The 18,446-nt window shown below is 64.6% G+C and carries 13 protein-coding genes and 1 pseudogene; 9 read left to right on the top strand and 5 right to left on the bottom strand.

All coding sequences use genetic code 11. The features are described 5' to 3' along the window. Positions 1-172: 172 nt before the first annotated feature. From AC1MCA_RS06385 to AC1MCA_RS06375, 3 genes are all read right to left on the bottom strand, one after another. A complete protein-coding gene (locus AC1MCA_RS06385) occupies positions 173-1,417 on the bottom strand; it encodes an epoxide hydrolase family protein (RefSeq protein WP_479802034.1) in 1,245 nt (414 codons plus the stop codon). Between the two features lie 38 nt (positions 1,418-1,455). Next, the gene (locus tag AC1MCA_RS06380; RefSeq protein ID WP_479802032.1) at positions 1,456-2,403 is read right to left on the bottom strand and encodes a beta-keto acid cleavage family enzyme; all 948 of its coding nucleotides are present in this window, start codon (positions 2,401-2,403) and stop codon (positions 1,456-1,458) included. A 148-nt stretch (positions 2,404-2,551) separates the two neighbouring features. Beyond that, positions 2,552-3,580 (bottom strand): sugar-binding transcriptional regulator, encoded by a 1,029-nt coding sequence (locus AC1MCA_RS06375; protein WP_479802029.1) that lies wholly within the window; start codon positions 3,578-3,580, stop codon positions 2,552-2,554. 130 nt (positions 3,581-3,710) lie between these two features. Between AC1MCA_RS06375 and glpD the strand changes: the two genes are divergently transcribed. The 7 genes and pseudogenes from glpD (at position 3,711) to AC1MCA_RS06340 (ending at position 12,061) form a co-directional block, all read left to right on the top strand. Continuing rightward, positions 3,711-5,348 carry a glycerol-3-phosphate dehydrogenase gene (glpD, locus tag AC1MCA_RS06370; RefSeq protein WP_479802027.1) on the top strand — a complete coding sequence of 546 codons (1,638 nt, stop codon included), beginning with the start codon at positions 3,711-3,713 and terminating at the stop codon, positions 5,346-5,348. Further along, a complete protein-coding gene (locus AC1MCA_RS06365) occupies positions 5,345-6,856 on the top strand; it encodes an FGGY family carbohydrate kinase (protein WP_479802023.1) in 1,512 nt (503 codons plus the stop codon). Before glpD ends, AC1MCA_RS06365 begins: the two co-directional genes overlap by 4 nt. After that, the gene (locus tag AC1MCA_RS06360) at positions 6,853-7,650 is read left to right on the top strand and encodes a lipoyl protein ligase domain-containing protein (RefSeq protein WP_479802021.1); all 798 of its coding nucleotides are present in this window, start codon (positions 6,853-6,855) and stop codon (positions 7,648-7,650) included. Before AC1MCA_RS06365 ends, AC1MCA_RS06360 begins: the two co-directional genes overlap by 4 nt. Then, complete coding sequence (locus AC1MCA_RS06355) at positions 7,643-9,358, top strand: glycerol-3-phosphate dehydrogenase/oxidase (protein WP_479802019.1); 1,716 nt, start codon at positions 7,643-7,645, stop codon at positions 9,356-9,358. The genes AC1MCA_RS06360 and AC1MCA_RS06355 overlap by 8 nt, the downstream gene beginning before the upstream one ends. Further along, positions 9,355-10,290 carry a lipoyl synthase gene (gene lipA, locus AC1MCA_RS06350; protein WP_479802017.1) on the top strand — a complete coding sequence of 312 codons (936 nt, stop codon included), beginning with the start codon at positions 9,355-9,357 and terminating at the stop codon, positions 10,288-10,290. Before AC1MCA_RS06355 ends, lipA begins: the two co-directional genes overlap by 4 nt. Before the next feature lie 18 nt (positions 10,291-10,308). Then, positions 10,309-10,914, top strand: a pseudogene (gene ribB, locus AC1MCA_RS06345) (3,4-dihydroxy-2-butanone-4-phosphate synthase); the annotation flags it as partial. Positions 10,915-11,152: 238 nt separating this feature from the next. Next, positions 11,153-12,061, top strand: a complete 909-nt coding sequence (locus AC1MCA_RS06340) for a serine hydrolase domain-containing protein (protein ID WP_479802015.1) — start codon at positions 11,153-11,155, stop codon at positions 12,059-12,061. Between the two features lie 1,745 nt (positions 12,062-13,806). On the opposite strand, the gene AC1MCA_RS06335 is transcribed toward AC1MCA_RS06340, so the two are convergent. Both AC1MCA_RS06335 and catA read right to left on the bottom strand, forming a co-directional pair. After that, positions 13,807-15,051, bottom strand: a complete 1,245-nt coding sequence (locus tag AC1MCA_RS06335) for a benzoate/H(+) symporter BenE family transporter (protein WP_479802013.1) — start codon at positions 15,049-15,051, stop codon at positions 13,807-13,809. A 197-nt stretch (positions 15,052-15,248) separates the two neighbouring features. Next, positions 15,249-16,133 carry a catechol 1,2-dioxygenase gene (gene catA / locus AC1MCA_RS06330; protein WP_479802010.1) on the bottom strand — a complete coding sequence of 295 codons (885 nt, stop codon included), beginning with the start codon at positions 16,131-16,133 and terminating at the stop codon, positions 15,249-15,251. Between the two features lie 260 nt (positions 16,134-16,393). On the opposite strand from catA, the gene benA reads away from it, so the two are divergent. Continuing rightward, positions 16,394-17,776 (top strand): benzoate 1,2-dioxygenase large subunit, encoded by a 1,383-nt coding sequence (benA, locus tag AC1MCA_RS06325; protein ID WP_479802008.1) that lies wholly within the window; start codon positions 16,394-16,396, stop codon positions 17,774-17,776. 36 nt (positions 17,777-17,812) lie between these two features. Then, entirely contained in the window at positions 17,813-18,349 is a 537-nt protein-coding gene (gene benB / locus AC1MCA_RS06320; RefSeq protein WP_479802006.1) for a benzoate 1,2-dioxygenase small subunit, read from the top strand. Positions 18,350-18,446 lie beyond the last annotated feature (97 nt).

The raw sequence follows: 18,446 nt of genomic DNA, 5'->3' as shown, positions 1-18,446 counted from the left end.
GAGACGACCAGAAGCGAGTGCAGTTTCGAGGAAGATATTTATTCAGCCACTGCATTAGCATTCTTAGAGTGTGCTTCATCTCACAGCAGCCTGTCAAGAGGCTCGCGGAATGAGGCTTAAAAGACTGTGGGGAGCCTGCTCGACAGGCTCCCCACAGCTGGTCAGGCGGAGGTCAGCGGAAAGTGCGGAAGAACGTCCTCACGTCGTCCACATACGTGTCCGGCACCTCGAGCGGGGCGAAGTGGCCGCCCTCGTCATGTACGCGGTACTGCTGGAGGTTGAAGTATTTTTCCGTCCAGGTCCGCGGCGGCTTGTAGATTTCACCGGGATAGATGCCCACCGCAGTGGGCGCGCCCACGACGGGGAACCTGTCGTGCGAGGGCTTCCAGGGATTCCCCCGGCATTCCCAGTAGTAGCGCGAGGACGTGCCCCCGGTGTTGGTGAGGAAGTACACCGCAGCTGTCGTGACGAGGTCTTCCCTCGGCCACACCCGTTCAAAGGCCTCGGTCCCCGTGCCCCGTTCCTCGAGGCCCCAGAAGTACCGCTTCTCGGTGATCCAGGCCAGCTGTGCTGCAGGGGAGTCCGCGACGAGCGCGGCCAGGGTCTGGGGCTTTGTCAGCTGGATCTCGCCGTAGCCGCTCTCCTTCTGGACGAAGAGCTTGCCGCGTTCGAACCAGCCCTTCTCTTCGGCCTCGTTGTACTCGCTCTCGTCGGGGAGCCCGAGAAAGGGGTCGTACTTCACGCCCGGAGGGGCGTCGGGGTGCTCGGCGAGATAGTGGCTCATCTGGGCCGGGAAGTGCGTGTAGACGCCATAGACGTCCTGCTCGTACTTGTGGCCGTGCTGCTGGGCGATGAGGGCGCCCCAGTCACCGCCGGCCGTCGCGTACTTCTCATAGCCCAGGACGTCCTTCATGAGGGCGTTCTCCAGGTCCGCGGTCCGCCACCAGTTCCAGCCCGGTTCGGTCAGCGGCGAGGAGAAGCCGTACCCCGGGAGGGAGATGAGGACGACGTCGAAGGAGTCTGCCGGGTCTCCTCCGTAGCTCGCCGGGTCGGACAGCGGGCCGATCACCTTGCGCAGGTCCCAGAAGGTCCAGGGCCAGCCGTGATGGATGAGCAGGGGCATGGGGTTCGGCCCCTTGCCCTTAACATGGATGAAATGCAGCGGGACCCCCATGAGCTCCGTCTTGAAGTGCGGCAGCTCGTTCATGCGCCGCTCGACGTCCCGCCAGTCGTACTCGTCGATCCAGTACTCGATGAGCTGCTTGTGGTAGTCGGTGTTGTATCCGTACCGCCAGTCATCGTTGGCGAAGTCCACCGGATACCTCGTGCGGCGAAGCCGCTCGTTCATATCCTTGATGTCCTCATCCGGGATCGAGATGGTGAAGGGCGTGATCTCGCCTTCGTTCTGCGCAGCCATTGCGCCTCCTTGTGAAGTGGGTGGTTCGGTTTCAGTGCTCAGGTGATGTTGTACAGGGCCCGCGCTTCTTCATGGGTCGCTATCGGCCGGCCTACCTCCCGCGCGATCTCCTGGGCCTGCTGCAGGAGTTCGAGGTTGGTGGGATTGCGGGCGGGATCATAGAAGAGCTCGAGGCCGGTCTTGATGTGGCCGCCGAGCTCGATGGCCCGGCGGAGGATGGCGGTGTCGTCGAGGGCGCCCTGCCCCCAAACCGAGATGTACCAGGGGTGCTTGACCTTTGCTTCCTCGATCATGGAGAGGTAGTAGTAGAGGCTTTCAAGGCTGGGTTTCATGCCGTTTGTGCCGATCGGGTCCATGGCAGTGAGCCCGTAGTCGCCGATGAGGTAGAAGTCCCACATGGAGCCCTGCGTCGAGAGGCCCCGGTTGACGTAGTGCATGGCGTGGCGCAGGTGGCCTGGCTCGTATATGCCGAACACCATGGCCAGGTCCCTTTCGCGGAACATTTTGACCTGGCTTGCCACGCGCTGGTAGTTGAACCCGAACTCCGGTCCGGAGAGGTAGCCTTCCGCGTCCTCCTCGACGGCGAAAAGCGTCAGGCCGGTGTCGACGCAGCCGATCCGCACATTGCCGCCCTCGTACAGGTGCGGCACGTGCTCGAGCCCGTTTTCATGAGGCAGCAGCCGGAGGTTGTTGCAGGTGGTGGGGTACCACGTGATGTCCGGGTGCTTCTCGAGGACCCGGTCCCACGTGCGCATGTAGTCCTTGTAGGCGTTCTCCCCGAGGAGGTCGAAGCTTGTGTTGTGCGCGTGGATTGCACCTGCGCCCGCTTCCCAGCACCTGATCGCGTCCTCCGCGATCTCCTCGTAGGAGATGGGCGTGTTCGGGTTCATCTCCTTCGTTCGGATCCCGTTGATGTGGGACTCGATCACCACCGGATAGTCCCATGTGGGCTTCATGTCGGCGTATTTGTCAAGGGCGGTGGGCACAGTACCTCCTGGCAGATGGAGTGGCGCCGATCCACTGGCAGTCATCCGCCGGGGGTGTGAATCGTTATGCGCACTTCTAATGAATATGCCATCGATCATGGGACGTACATCACACCATTGTCAATAGGTGCCTGGCGCTGACCCCGGGTCAGCCCTTCGCTGCGGGCGTACGACGGCGGCTGGGACGCCTTGCCGGGTCCCCTTGTGTCCGGGGTGAGGATGGAGCGGAATCGACCAGGAACTGGGCGGTCCTGACGTCGGTGACGAGCGTGTCCACCCACCCGCCGGCCGCCGCTGCCCTGATGGCCCGGTGCTTGCGGGCGCCGCCGGCAACGGCCCACCGGTGCCGCGCGTTGCGCAGCTGCTCCCGGGTGATGCCGACCACCAGGTCCTCGAGTTCCGAGTCGATCGGATTCCCGTCAGCGTCCAGGAAATGCAGGCAGACTTCCCCTACCGCTCCGAGTTCACGCACGCGGGCGAACTGCGCGTCCGTGAAGAAGTTGTCGCCGGGGCGCAGGTCCGGATCGATCTCGTCGGCGCCGATACCCACCAGCGCCAGGTCCACCGAGTCGAGCATCTGCAGCGCCTCCCGCGCGTGCGGATCGCCGCTCAGCAGGAGTTCCTTCATCTCCGGGCTTGCTGCAACGCCGGGGGTCCGGAGGAAAACGGGCTGCGCCCCGGTGAGGGCGGCGAACTGCTGGGTGGACCGGGCCGTGGCGTGCTGGAGCGGGGGCGGGCCGAGGTCGCCCAGTGTTTCGATGACGTGCTTGCACCGGGTGCGCATGGGCAGCATGGTGTCGATCATCATCCGCATCGTCTTGCTCCAGGAGGTCAACGCGATCGTGCGCACCTCGAAGGCCACGTCCTGCAGGAGCGAGGCCATCGTGTGCGCCAGGTCCTTGCCCAGCTCTTCCTCGTTATCGCTGACGGCGTCGATGATGTGGACCTCACTGAGTCCGTAAAGTGCCTCCACGCGTTCTTCAAGCTCCGCGTGGACGTGCGGCGGCACCGCCACTACGGTCCGTACAATCGAGGCCTCCTCGGCCTGGGCCAGCAGCCTCGAGACGCGGGACTGTGAAATCTGCAGCCGCTTGGCGATGTCGGTCTGGCGCATCTCGTGGGTATGGTAAAGGCGCGCCACCTTGATCATCAGCCGCTGCGCGTCGACGTCGGTCATCAGACTCCTTTTGTTTCCTGGCCTATTTTAGGGCCCCTTGACACGTGACCCGGGGCACATAACACTTGTAGATGGAAATGCAGCCTATAAATATTTATTCTATTGCTCGTGGGGCCGGAAGGGAAGCGCTATGGAGGAGTTCAGCAGTCCGTTCGACATCGTAGTCGTCGGGGCAGGCATCAACGGCTTGGGGATCGCCCGTGACGCCGCCGTCAGGGGCCTGCGGGTGGTTTTGCTCGAGCAGGACGACATCTGCAGCGGAGTCTCTGCGTGGTCGGGGCGGCTGGTCCACGGCGGGCTCCGCTACCTCGAGCACCGCGACTTCGCGCTTGTGCGCGAATCGCTCCGGGAACGGGAGCTCCTCTTCCGCCTGGCCCCCCACCTCGTCAAGCCGTTGCGGCTCATCATGCCACTGAGCTCGCACAGCCGCCGTCCTGCCTGGCTCATCAGAATCGGCATGTTCCTCTATGACGCACTGTCCTTCGACAAGAAGACCCAGGGCCACGAAGTCCTGAACCGCACCGCGATCCTCCGCCGATTCCCGGGCATATCCCCCGAAGGTCTTCGCGGGGCGGTGGTCTTCACGGACGGCCAGGTCGAATACGCGGAGCGCCTCTGCACCGAAGTCGCCGTCGCGGCTGCGGGCGCCGGGGCAGTGATCCGGACGAAGTCGCGGGTCGAAGAGCCCATCCTCGAGGGAGGTCGGGTCGTCGGGGTGCGCTACCGGGACACCCTGACCGATGAGATGCATGAGGTCCGTGCGCCGATCGTCCTTAATGTCGCAGGCCCCTGGATCGACCGGATCTTCCGGCGGGGTGCGCCGGACCAGCCCCGCCTCAACGGGGGCACGAAGGGCAGCCATCTGGTCGTGGACTCCTTCCCCGGCGCCCCGGACGACGTCGTCTACTACGAGTCCAAGACCGATGGCCGCCTTGTCCTCGTGATTCCGTGGATGGGCCGGTACCTCATCGGAACCACGGACCTCCGTTTCGACGCCGATCCCGGCGAGGCGCGCTGCGACGCCGACGAGATGGACTACCTGCTCGGCGAGGTGAACGAACTCATTCCCAGCGCGAACCTCACGTCAAACGACGTCCTCTTCACCTACTCGGGCGTCCGCCCGCTGCCGTACGCACCGGATGTCGAAGAGTGGGAGATCCCCCGGAGCCATGTCCTCCACGACCACGCCCCGGACCTCCCCGGCCTCATCACCGTGGTGGGCGGGAAGCTCACCACCTACCGGCAGCTTGCTGAGGACGCGGTGGACGATGCCTTCAAGCGGCTCGGGCGCAGAAGCCCGAAGTGTGTCACGGCGAGCCTTCCCCTCCCCGGTGCGGCCGGGGACTTCGAGGAGGCCCGGGTGGCGCTCCGCGCCGAAGGCCTCGCCGACGTGACGGTCGAGCGGCTTCTGGCCCTCTACGGGATCCGGGCACTCGACGTCGTAGCCCAGGCGGGCCGGGCTGGCGGCGGCTTTTCCGTCCTCGATCCCGCGACGGGTGCACTCGAAGTCGAGATCCTCCTCGCGGTACGGCATGAGTTCGCAAAGACGCTCACGGACGTCCTCGCCCGCCGCATGCTCCTGGCGTTCGAGCCCGGGCATGGCCTCGACGTCGCCGAGCGGGCTGCCGCCGTCATGGGCGCCGAGGTGGGCTGGGACGAGGCCCGCCAGGCAGCGGAAGTCCGTGGCTACCGCGAGTGGCTCGAACGGCTCGCCGTTCCCTCCCGTGCCGCGCAGGAACGGCCCGCAGTCGAGGGCTCCACGCCGTGAGCCCGCGGTACGTCCTGGCACTCGACGAAGGATCGACCAGTGCCCGTGCGGTCCTGGTCTCCCTCGAGGGAAAGATTGTGGCGGAGGCCCGACATCCCGTGACCCCGCTCTTCCCGAAGCCGCGGTGGGTGGAGCTCGATCCCATGGCGCTGTGGGAGGCCCAGCGGCAGAGCATGCAGGCCGTCATGGCCAAGGTTGGCGCGACCACCGACGACCTCGCCGCGGTTGGCATCACAACGCACCGGGAGTCCTGCCTGCTCTGGGACCGGCGGACCGGCGAGCCCGTCCACAACGCGATCATGTGGATGTCCAAGCAGACGGATACGATCGTGCAGCGCTGGAGCACGGACGGTCTCGACGACGAGTTCCGGCAGCGGACCGGACTTTTCAACGACTCCTTCTTCAGCGCCTCCAAGCTCGCGTGGGTGCTTGAGAACGTCCCCGGCGTCCGGGAACGCGCCGAGCGGGGGGAACTCGCTGCCGGCACGGTGGACACCTGGCTGCTGTGGCAGCTGACCGGCGGCCGCTCGCACTTCACGGACCACAGCGAGGCGTCCCGGACAGCGCTCTTCTCCCTCGAGACCCGAGACTGGGACGAGAAGCTCATCGAGGCCTGCGGAATCCCCGCACGCCTGCTGCCCCCGGCGCTGCCGTCCGATTCGCACTTCGGCGATATGCGCCCCGCCGACGTCGGACTGCCAGGGGCGTCCAGCGTGCCCGTCATGGCGATCATGGGCGACCAGCAGGCCGGCATGTTCGGCCAGGCGTGTTTCGCCACCGGATCGGTGAAGAACACCTACGGTACCGCGGGTGTGCTCACCGCCAACAGCGGCCCGACGCCCGCCATCCTGGACGGGCTCACCGCCAGCGTGGGCTGGACGGCGGGAGGGACCACCGCCTATGAGGTAGAGGGTGTCGTGTTCCACTGCGGCCAGACGCTGCAGTGGATGCGGGAGCGCCTGGGCATCATCACCGCCGAGACCGACTTCGAGGAACTCGGGCGCCGGGTGCCGGACACCAGGGGTGTCTATATCGTGCCCGCCTTCGCCGGCCTGTGCGCGCCGCACTGGTCGCGGGACAGCACGGCCAGCATTGTCGGACTCACGCTGGAGACCGGCGCCGAGCACATCGTGCGCGCCGGGATCGAGGCCATGGCTTACCAGACGCGGGACAACATTGACGTGCTCGTCGCCGGCGGGAACCCGGTTCCCGAGCTCAAGGTGGACGGCGGCGCGGCGCGCAGCGACCTCCTGTGCCAGTTCCAAGCGGACATCCTGGGCATCCCGGTGCTCCGCCCCACCGAGCTTGAGCGGACGGCGCTGGGCGTCGCGCACCTCGCGGGCATGGGGGTCGGCCTCTGGAGCCGGGACGCCCTCGAGACCGGGTGGCAGCTCGACCGGGTGTTCGAACCCGCGATGGCGGGCGACCGGCGCGAGGGGCTTTACGCCGGATGGTGCGACGCCGTGCGGAGCGTGACGGGGCGCAATCCCGGCTCCGGAACACCGTGACGGGCGCGCACCCGCCCTTCGGCGCCGGCGTCGTGCGCGTTGTCCGTGACCGGCGGCCGCGCCCCGGCGGCGAGGACATGGAATTCATCGCGGACCACCTTGCCGCGCTTCCCGGCGCGGCCGGCGGAGAGCTGAACCTCTCCCGGCCGCTTGCCACGGCAGCCTTCAGCCGCCGTGATTCCCTCCGCCCCGGCTACCAGGAGGCCCTCGCGGTCCTGGCCGGACGCGGCTATGCGCCGATCATCAGGCCCGTCGGGGGACACCTCGCGGTGTACGGCCCCGGTGACCTGGTGGTCCACCTCTGGGCACCGCACCCCGACGCCCGGTCCTCGATCCGTGAGCGCTTCGAGGCCTTCGGCGAAGGGGCCGCCCTGGCCCTGCAGGGGCTCGGCGTCGACGCGCGCGTCGGTGCCGTGCCCGGCGAATACTGCACCGGCGAATTCAGCGTCAACGATTCCGGCCGCGCCAAGCTGGTGGGGACAGGGCAGCGCCTCACCAGGCACGGGTACCTGTTCAGCGCCGTCGTCATGGTCGAGGAGGCCGCGCAGGCGCGGGCGGCCCTGGCCGAGGCGTACGCGCTCATGGGCCTCGACTTCCGCCCGGAATCCGTGGGCTGCGTCGCGGACGCTGCACCGGGCGCCACCGTCGAAGACGTCTCCGAAGCCCTGGTGGACACACTCCTGCCGTTGCTGCATTCCAGTGCCACGCCCTTCCAATTCCCATCCCCGGCGCGCAGCGCGGCGCGCGCCAACCACCACTCGTCCAACACCCTGTCAGGAGCCTCCCGTGTCTAACCAGTCCGCCCGGTCCACTATCCAAGCCCTCAAGGACCATCCCCGGGCGCGCGTCCTCATCGTGGGGGGCGGCATCAACGGCGTGGGCACCTTCCGTGACCTTGCGCTCCAGGGCGTCGAGGTAGCGCTCGTGGAGAGGGGCGATTTCTGCCAGGGTGCCTCCGGAGCCTCATCCCACATGATCCACGGCGGAATCCGGTACCTCGAGAACGGGGAATTCCGACTCGTGCACGAGTCGGTCGTCGAGAGGAACCGGCTGCTGCGCATCGCACCGCACTACGTCAAGCCGCTGCAGACCACCATCCCGGTGTTCTCGACGTTCTCAGGGCTGTTAAACGCCCCGCTGCGCTTCATCACCCACCGGTCGGGCAAGCCCCAGGAACGTGGGGCGCTCCTGGTGAAGGTGGGCTTGAGCCTGTATGACGCGTTCTCCCGCCGCGGCGGGACGGTGCCGAGGCACCGGTTCCTCGGACGCAAGCGGTCCTTGGCAGAGTTGCCGGCCCTGCGGGCGGACGTAAAGTACACGGCCACGTACTTTGACGCTTCGGTGCATGATCCCGAGCGGCTCACCCTGGACGCGCTCCGGGACGGGCTTGAGGCGGGGTCCCATGCGCGCGCTGCCAACTACGTGTCCCTCGTAGGGACGGACGACGGCGGCGCCCGGCTCCGTGACGAGCTCACCGGTGAGGAATTCACCTTCGAGGCCGACGTCGTGGTGAACATGACCGGCGCCTGGGTGGACAACACGAACGGCGCCCTGGGATCGCCGTCGCGGTTCATGGGCGGGACCAAAGGCTCGCACATCGTCCTGGACCACCCCGGGCTTCTGGCCGCCACCGCCGGCAGGGAGATCTTCTTCGAGCACAGCGACGGACGGATTGTCCTCATCTACCCCATGGGCGACCGCGTGCTGGTGGGCACGACGGATGTAGACGCGGGGGAGGACCTCGAGCCCGTGTGCACGGACGCTGAAATCCAGTATTTCTTCGATCTCATCCACCACGTGTTCCCCACTGTCGCGGTGGCCCGGAAGGACATCGTGTACACGTTCTCCGGTGTCCGGCCCCTGCCGCGCCATGATGAGACGGCCCCGGGTTTCGTGTCCCGGGACTACCGCATCGAACGCTCAGTGGTCCCGGGCACCGACCGGCCGGTGCTGAGCGTGGTCGGCGGGAAGTGGACCACCTTCCGGGCATTGTCCGAGCATGTGGCCAACGAGGTCCTGGGCTTGCTGGGGCGCGGCCGCGCCGTGAATACCGCGGACCTTCCGATCGGGGGAGGACGGGGCTACCCCGTTGATGAGGCGGGCGTCCAGGCCTGGATCACGGGCCGCACTGGGCCGGGGGCGGAGCGCCAGCGGGTCCGGACCCTGCTCGCCCGCTATGGCACCCGTGCGGAGGATGTCCTGGCGTACCTGGCCCAAGGAGAGGACGCCCCGCTGCGGAGTACTGCCGGGCTGAGCGTGCGTGAGCTGGCCTGGATGGCTGAGCACGAGCACGTGGCCCACGTCGCCGATGTCCTGATCCGCCGGACCAGCCTGGCGTTCCGTGGCCTGGTCACCGCCGAACTTGCCCACGAGGTCGCCTTGCACCTGGCGCCCCATCTCGGCTGGGACGCCCACCAGGCGCAGCATGAGGCAGAGGCAGCATTGTCGCTGCTCGCTGAACGCCACAGCCTCGACACGGTAAATGCGGGGGTCCTGCTGTGACGCTCGCACCAGAAGGACGGCGCCTGTTGCGCGTCGAGGCCCGCAACGCCGAGGTGCCCGTGGAGCGCAAGCCGGAGTGGATGAAGGCCAAGGTCCAGATGGGCCCGGAGTTTGTCCAGCTCAAGAACCTGGTCAAGAAGGAAGGCCTGCACACGGTGTGTGAGGAGGCCGGCTGCCCCAACATCTTCGAGTGCTGGGAGGACAAGGAAGCCACGTTCCTCATCGGCGGTTCCGAATGCACCCGCCGCTGTGATTTCTGCCAGATCGATACGGGCAAGCCCTCCCCGGTGGACATGTTTGAACCCACCAAGGTGGCCCGGTCCGTCCAGGCGATGCAGCTGCGCTACGCCACGGTGACGGGTGTGGCCCGGGATGACCTGGCGGATGAGGGTGTGTGGCTGTATGCCGAGACGGTCCGGAAGATCCACGAGCTGAACCCGGGCACCGGCGTGGAACTGTTGATCCCTGACTTCTCCGGCAAGCCCGAGCACATCGCGGCGATCTGTGATTCGAAGCCGGAGGTCTTCGCGCACAACGTCGAGACCGTGCCCCGGATTTTCAAGCGGAGCCGGCCCGCGTTCCGGTATGACCGGTCCCTGGATGTCATCACGCAGGGCCGGAAGCTGGGGATGGTGACCAAGTCGAACCTGATCCTGGGCATGGGCGAGACCCGTGAGGAGATCTCCGAGGCGTTGCGGGACCTGCACGAGGCAGGGTGTGACCTGATCACCATCACCCAGTACCTGCGCCCGTCCGAACGGCACCTTCCGGTGGACCGGTGGGTCAAACCCCAGGAATTCGTGGACCTCCAGAACGAAGCCACAGAGCTGGGCTTCCTGGGCGTCATGAGTGGCCCGCTGGTCCGCTCCTCCTACCGGGCCGGCCGGCTCTGGGCCACCGCCATCGCCAAGAAGGAGCTGCAAACGCGATGAGAGAAAGGAACGGACACCATGTTGGCAGATATCAATGAGGCGGCGGAAGCACTGCGTAGCGGGGGCGCCGTCATCGTCGTTGATGACGAGGACCGGGAAAACGAGGGAGACATCGTCATGGCGGCCGAACATGCCACGGCAGAGTGGCTCGCATGGATCATCAAGGTGTCGAGCGGTTTCGTTTGCGCCCCGATGCCAAATGACATCGCGGACACGCTTGAGCTGCCGCTAATGACGCAGGACAACAAGGACTCCCTGCGTACCGCCTACACCATCACCGTGGACGCCGCAGATCAGGTGACGACAGGGATCAGCGCCAAAGACAGGGCTCGGACCCTGCGCGTCCTCGCCGACCCGTCCTCGGCTCCCACCGATCTGATCCGGCCGGGCCATATCCTTCCTCTCCGTGCGGTAGACGGAGGGGTGCGACAGCGACCCGGCCACACAGAGGCTGCAGTGGACCTCCTCACTATGGCCGGCATCCGGCCTGTCGGCGTGATCGCCGAAGTCGTCGCCGACGACGGGGAAATGATGCGTCTCCCCGGATTGCTCGCGCTAGGCCGGAAGAAGGGACTCCCGGTCATCAGCATCGCTCAACTGGTCGAACGGCTCGAAACGCAGGAGCCCCGAGTGCAGCACTTAAAGGCCCGCTCGAGGTGACCTGCGGCAGTGGCGTCTCGGCATCAGTCTCCCGCCGCCGTACTCAAGGGCCTGGGCAGGAACACGAGGTCTTAGACGAGTCCGCGGACAGGCACCAGGAGATCCACCTACGCAGCCAGGCGCCCCACCATGTGCTGCTTGCACCAACCGCTCCCCTGCTTGCCCGCTGGGGTAAGCCGAACGCAGAACCGAAAGAGGAAGCATGATCGACCACGCCACCCAGCCTCCGGACTTGGCCGCAGATGTGCTGGTCCAGCTCGCACAATGGCCCGGCGCCCCATCTGTTGTCGTCGTGGGAGCGGAGGGGGTCCTTGGTTCCCACGACAATGGCGGAGTCTATCGGCTGGCCTCGGTGACCAAACTCCTCACTGCCCTCACCGTCCTCGTCGTCGCAGAGCATGGAGAGGTCTCGCTCGACTCTCCGATCGGCCCCCCGGGCTCCACACTTCGCCACCTTCTCGCCCATGCCTCAGGTCTCGGATTCGAGGAGGATGAGGTCCGGGCTGCCGTCGGGGCCAAGAGGATCTACTCGAACCGGGGCATGGACCTGGCCGCGGCCTACCTCAGCGCCCAAACCGACAGGCCCTTTGAAACTGAGATGAGCGAGCGGGTCCTGCAGCCGCTCGGGATGCACCAGACATCGCTCGCGGGCCCCCCGTCCAAAGGAGGCCTGGCACCCATCGGCGACCTCGCTCGACTTTCCCAAGAGCTCTTGCAGCCTCGCACGCTCCCCAGCTCCGTGGTGGAAGCGCTGTCCGAGGTTGCTTTCCAAGGGCTGGCCGGGATACTGCCCGGGTTTGGCCGTCAAAATGACAACTCATGGGGTCTGGGTGCCGAGGTGCGGGGCATCAAGGAACCCCACTGGACGAGTCCGTACAATTCTCCCGCCACTTTCGGGCACTTCGGCATGGCGGGCAGCTTCCTCTGGGTCGACCGTGAGGCAGGTGTGGCATGCGCCGCGCTGTCCACCGTCGATTTCGGGCCTTGGGCCACACGCGTTTGGCCAGCGGTATCTTCCGACGTCCTTAGGTGTTACAGCGGTTCGCCCCCACAGCCCACAAGCCAGGCTGGAGCAGCTGAATCCGGCCCCAGCGTGACGCCGGGACCTTAAGTCAAAAGGGTCGGTCGTCCGCTCCGCCTCGAAGTCCCTAACGGCGAGGCGCCGGAATAGCAGAACCGGCCTCTGGGGCTGGGTCTGTCGACAGGTGCAGCCCACATGAAAACATCCCGAACCCTGCGCGCGGCTTGCTGGTAAAGCTGGACGTATCTCTCCAAGGAAAAACAAAGCGATGCACTGTTCCCACTTCGTCGTCGAGGACAATCCGAACAAAATATTCTCGACGGACGACGTCAAAGTCTCGTTCCGCAAGGAACCCGACGTAGGTAGGGTCTGGACGATGTCCTATGAGCAATTAGCCGACCTCAAGGAGGTCATAGCCACATTCCTAGCCGCGAAACAGCTTGGATAGGCAGCCGGATCCCCGTCACTCCTTATCCTGCCAAGTCCTCGGGGTGCTCATCGGAACGTTCGTCCACGCCGCCAACTAACCCGCCCATCAATATGACCGAATGAGGTAGGTGCCTGATCCGGCAGCAGTAGGCACTGGGTTTGACCTTCCATAACTGTCCCTAGAAACTGCGGTTTGTCCCTTTAGAAAGGTTGCAGGTCTTGGATATCTACCCCAATACCCAGCCGTATTCCCAATTTGTATCGGTAGCAAACCGTCACGACCTGGAAGCTGCACTCCAGCAAGCCGTTGAGCGTGCGATTGCAAGAGCAATGTTGTTTCCCGTCAGGGGGATACTCGTTATTCGCCACGACCACGGGTCATTCACAGTGACATTATCTGAATCCGTCCCGTTCGGTACTACGGTGGAGCTGGATCTACGTGACTGCGCCCAGGCCTGACCAAGTCAATGCCACAGCCCGGGGAGCCGGGGCGTCCGCTACCCTCCCTGCGTGAAGCTTCGGTTTCGGCCGAGAGCTCTCTCCGAGGGGTACTAGTAATTCCATCAACAAGATGGGTGTCCTTCTTCGCGTCATGCTCGGACAGGTGAGTCAGTAGGATGCTATTTCGGTGCGATAAGCCCCTGCCGCGCCCAGCCAGTATCAAACGGCCCCTTCCGGCTGCACAAGGCGCCGATAGGGGAGATCCCTCAACCTGCCAGGCTCCGCATCAATGGTGCTGCCTGGGATTGAACGATAGCGTCGGCTAGCGGGTCCGTGCAGCCTGCATCCAGCTCATGCTCCCCGCAACGAAGCTCAACGGGCCCGCAGCCGGGACTTCGCCGAGCCGTGTACTGCTCTTGCCGTGTTGTGGTCATGGGCGTGCTCAAGATGAGATCGCATTCTGAAACGCCGACAATGGACCTTTCGTTAGGTAGAAGCGAATCGCCCTGTTCGGGGGACGTCGTGGCGAAATGGCCGCCTCTCTGACCGCGGAACGGGCGGCATGGGACAGGGGCGGTCTGGCTCCTGAAAGAGTCTGCCTTCGGTCATGCGCTTGGCGCGAACATCTGTCAATGAAGGACAAGAGGGTCACAATCTCTAATTGAGAGGAGGACTTTTCGCAAAGGGCAGGGGGACGCCGCTACAGCAGCCAGCAATTGTCACCGACTCACCTTTTACTCACCCCAATCAACGACAAAGGACAAGTATTCATCAGTCGTCGTGGATCGCAGAAACCTCTAGATTCCGGGCAAAGCGCCACCGTCCCGGCTTGCAGACAGGCGTCAAGATCTAAAGCGGGGGTCGTCAGTTCGAATCTGACAGGAGGCTCCGATTGCGGCTTTGACCCCGGTTTACCCCACAGGGCAGCGTGTGCAGACGACGTCCTGTAGAGACTCCACTTTGACTCAATCAGCATCTGCGGCGCACGGTGGCGGGTACGGCTCGTCGTCGTCGCGTGAGGACCTTGAATGGTCAGCACGCTCCAGCAGCCGTGACACCACGTAGCCGCTGACGAGTCCCCAAAACGCCGGGTGGATGTTGAAGAGACTCAGGCCGGAGATGGTCACGACGAACGTGACCAGCGACCCCAGCGTGAAGGCTGTGGCGAACGCAGTCACAAAGGCCTGCTGGAGTGCCCGCAGCATCGCAATGCCGCCCAGGGCAAGGATGAATTCCCGGGGTGTGGCGAGCATGAGCCGGGTGAGCGCCGGAGCCAACAACGCGCAGGCCATCGCCAGTACGCCGAATACCACGGCAGCTGTGTACTGGCGCTGCCGTGTTCCCGAGGACGTCATGAGGGCGTTGGTAGGGCCCGTGACGCATGCTGAGACAGCACCGCAGCATGCATTGAGCAAGGAAAACGCGCCCGATGCGATGGCGAAAACGTTGACCGGCGGATGGTGGCCGGCGGCACGGAGAACCGCGATGCCTTGGCCATTCTGGACGAACAGCACGGTGACGGCCAAGGGAACAACGAGCTCGAGCTGGGCGGCCCAGGTGAACTCGGGAACGGTGAAGACCGGGGTGGCCAGAATCGGCCCGCCCCCTTGGAAAGAGAATTGACCACTTGCCGCCACGGCGAGGCAGCCAACCACAAGAGTTCCCAGCACCGGTGGAAGGAACCGGCCAAGGGCCGGTATGGCCGTCAGGATCAGGAATGCGGCCACCATGGGGACCGCCACCACGGGGTTCGCCTGTGTGGAGACAACGATGTCCGTGCCGAATTTTAGGAAGACAGCGGCCACCATGGACATGACAATGGGCATCGGAACCACTTCCATGATCCGCCGCACCACTCCGGAGGCGCCCAACGCGAGGACCAGAATTCCGGACGCGAAGAAGGCCCCCACCACTTCGGCAAAGGAGAGGTGCTGAAGGGACGGACCCAGAAGCACCGTCCCGGGAATCGACCAGGCGAAGCCCAAAGGCTGTTTATAGAGAAGGGACATGAGTAGGGTGGCTGCCCCGCCCGAAAAGAGGATGCCAAATACCCACGACGCCAGTTGGGCTTCGGTGAGTCCTCCCGCCGCTCCCACGGCCAGTGTGACGGCTATGGGGCCCGAGGCTGAGAAAATGAGGCCGATCAAACCGTTGGAAACATAGGGCAGGCCCAGATCACGGAGGACCTGGCGGACACCTGCAGGCCGCACACCCGGCCGTTCCAACAGGGGCCGGGGTGGATCAGCCGCAACAGTTCCAGCTCGGGGGATGGCAGGTGGGTCCTGGCGGGATGGCAGCATTCGGGCTCCTGGCAACGGCGGCAAAATAATAGGCGCCCTGGAGTTTGCACTCCAGGGCGCCTTCGGTACCGGGCCGGGGCGCGGGCAACGATTCCCAGCTGTGGTTCTTACTTGTGCTGGCCTTCCTTGGCGAGGACGTAGTCGTAGACCACTTCTTCGCCGGCCCCGCCGTCGGTGCGGGGCTTGGGGTCGAGCATCAGCTCGGGCTTGACCGCCGAGGCGATGTCGTCTGCGTTGTGCGGGTCGCCCGGGAAGTAGAGCTGCTGGGTTACCGGCTGGAACCCCGGCGCGGAGACCTTGATATGGATGTGCGCCGGGCGCCAGGCGTGCCAGCCTGCAGCGTTGATCAGCTGTCCGCAGGCCCCGTCTGTGGGGATCTGGTACGGCGCGGGGCGCATCGTGTTGATGACGAAGCGGCCGTCGTCGTCCGCCTTGACCGTCGCCCGGAAGAGCCAGTCCGGCAGGCCAGGGGCGTACTGGGAGTAGAACCCGGCACTGTCGGCGTGCCAGATCTCCACCTGGGCGTTCTGGATGGGGTTTCCGTCCGTATCGGTGAAGCGGCCGCTGAAGTGCAGCGGGGTGCCCTCCTCGTCCTCACGCATTTCGACGGTGCCCGGAGTCTGCAGCACCGGAGAGCCCGGCACATAGTAGGGTCCCTCGATGGTGCCCACGGTGCCGGGGCGGTCCTGGGAGTTGACATCCTCCACGGTGTGCTCCAGCCACACGTCGAGGAACAGCGGCCATTCCCCGTCAGTTCCTACCTTGATGAGCCAGGCCTTGAGCGCGTTGTACTCCTCGTAGGTGACCTGGTGTTCCACGACGATGTCGTTGGCAGCCTTGATGAGCGCACCGGCGAGCAGGCTCACCCGTTCCTTGGACACATCCAGGTGCGAGAGCTTGCCGGAGGTGGTGAAGCGCTCAGTGGCTTTGGAGCCGGCTTCGACTGCAGTGCCCTCGTCTTCTTTGCGGGTGTCTGCCTGGGTCTCGGTCATGGTGATGTCCAAACTCCTCTTTGAATATTGGGGGTGATGTCTGTTCATCGTAGATCTCAAATAAGGACGCTACAAATATCGATTTAGCCTGTTTTCTGTCAATAAGGAGACATAAAGACACCCTTGGTCGAACCTAGGTATTTGCCTGATGTGAGAGCTGTCACGGTAGGCAAGACTTGGCTGACAATCGTCCTGGCGCACCGCGCGCTTGCCCGGACCACCAGCCCATCCGCCCAGCACTCTCCAATGAAGGAGCAGCCATGACCGAGAACATGAACCATGTCCGCGAGGTCCTTGCCGACGCCGTGATCGACGACCGTGAGAACGGCGTCATCCGGGCCAAGCGCGAGATTTTCACAGATGAAGAGATCTTCGAACTGGAGATGAAGCACATCTTCGAGGGCAACTGGGTTTACCTCGCCCACGAATCCCAGATTCCCAATGTGGGGGACTACTTCACCACCAACATCGGCCGCACTCCTGTGATGATCACCCGGGACAAGGACGAAAACCTTAACTGCCTCGTCAACGCCTGCTCGCACCGCGGCGCGATGCTGTGCCGCCGTAAGACGGACAACCGCACCACGTTCACCTGCCCGTTCCACGGCTGGACGTTCAAGAACTCGGGTGAACTGCTGAAGGTCAAAGACTCCCGCAACGCCGGCTACCCGGAATCCTTCAACAAAGAGGGTTCCCACGACCTCACCAGGGTTGCCCGGTTCGAGTCGTACCGGGGCTTCCTCTTTGGCTCATTGAAGGCTGACGTTCTCCCGCTCGAAGAGCACCTGGGTGACGCCACCAAGGTGATCGACTCGATCGTGGACCAGTCCCCGGAAGGACTGGAGGTGCTGCGCGGCGCGTCCACCTACACCTACGACGGCAACTGGAAGGTGCAGGCGGAAAACGGCGCCGACGGTTACCACGTCACCGCAGTGCACTGGAACTACGCCGCTACCACTGCACGCCGCACCGCCGGCGACTCCGCGAACAAGACCAAGGCCATGGACGCCGGCAAATGGGGCAAGGTCAAGGGCGGCTTCTACTCCTACGACCACGGACACCTGCTGCTGTGGCAGGAATGGACCAACCCGGAGGACCGCCCATTGTGGGACCGCCGCGAGGAGCTCGTTGCCAAGTATGGCGAGGAGATGGCCAACTTCATGATCAACATTTCCCGGAACCTCTGCCTGTACCCGAACGTCTACATCATGGACCAGTTCTCCTCGCAGATCCGCCACTTCCGTCCCATCTCCGCGGACCAGACCGAGGTGACCATCTACTGCATCGCCCCCAAGGGCGAATCGCAGGAGAACCGGTCCAAACGCATCCGCCAGTATGAGGACTTCTTCAACGCCACCGGCATGGCCACACCGGACGACCTCGAGGAGTTCCGGTCCTGCAACAAAACGTACTGGGCCACCTCGGCGCCTTGGAACGACATGACCCGCGGGTCAACCCATGAGATCGCGGGCCCTGACGAGCAGGCCCAGGCACTGGGGATGACCAGGGTCATCGCTTCCGGGGTGCGCACCGAGGATGAGGGGCTCTACCCGATCCAGCACGGGTACTGGAAGGAAGTGATGGACCGGGCCCTGGCGGAGCAGGAGCTTTCCGCCCTGGACACCGTTCCCGTCACCGCCTGATCCGGACCACCTCGAACCAGAGAGAGTGCATTAGCCATGACCAACCTGACAAAGGACGCTCCGGCGCTCAAGAGCGCTGAAGAGATCGCGACCCTCGAAACTGTCCGTGCCTTCCTGTACAAGGAAGCCCGCCTTCTGGATGACCGCCAGTTCGACGAGTGGCTCCAGTGCTACCACCCGGACTCTGAGTTCTGGATGCCCGCCTGGGACGTCGATGACCGGCTGACCGGGGATCCGCAGAACGAGATCTCGCTCATCTACTACGACAACCGCGGCGGGATTGAGGACCGCGTGTTCAGAATCAAGACTGACCGGTCCTCGGCCACGTCACTCCCGGAGCCCCGTACCGGGCACAACATCACCGGCGTCGAAATCATGGAACGCGATGGCGACCAGGTGAAAGTCCGCTTCAACTGGTTCACCCTGTACTTCCGCTACAACACAACGGACACCTACTTCGGGACCAGCTTTTACACGATCGATCTTGCCGGCGGCGAGCCCGTCATCCTGAAAAAGAAGGTCGTCCTCAAGAACGACTACATCCATCACGTGGTGGACATCTACATGATCTGACGGCTCCGAGCCGGCGCCCGGCGTATGCCCGGCGCTGGCCTTGGACGCTTCCAAACACGTGTCCCTAGGGCACATCTTTACTTTCCCGGGCCGCGTC

The organism is Arthrobacter sp. BK1, from assembly GCF_056680055.1.
Note: the sequence above shows the minus strand (reverse complement) of the source record. Positions and strands in the feature narration are given on the sequence as shown.

Bases quoted from the DNA above. Each gene is read 5' to 3' on its own strand.
- AC1MCA_RS06385 (WP_479802034.1), bottom strand. From the start codon at position 1,417: ATGGCTGCGCAGAACGAAGGCGAGATCACGCCCTTCACCATCTCGATC.
- AC1MCA_RS06375 (WP_479802029.1), bottom strand. From the start codon at position 3,580: ATGACCGACGTCGACGCGCAGCGGCTGATGATCAAGGTGGCGCGCCTT.
- glpD (WP_479802027.1), top strand. From the start codon at position 3,711: ATGGAGGAGTTCAGCAGTCCGTTCGACATCGTAGTCGTCGGGGCAGGC.
- AC1MCA_RS06340 (WP_479802015.1), top strand. From the start codon at position 11,153: ATGATCGACCACGCCACCCAGCCTCCGGACTTGGCCGCAGATGTGCTG.
- catA (WP_479802010.1), bottom strand. From the start codon at position 16,133: ATGACCGAGACCCAGGCAGACACCCGCAAAGAAGACGAGGGCACTGCA.
- benA (WP_479802008.1), top strand. From the start codon at position 16,394: ATGACCGAGAACATGAACCATGTCCGCGAGGTCCTTGCCGACGCCGTG.
- benB (WP_479802006.1), top strand. From the start codon at position 17,813: ATGACCAACCTGACAAAGGACGCTCCGGCGCTCAAGAGCGCTGAAGAG.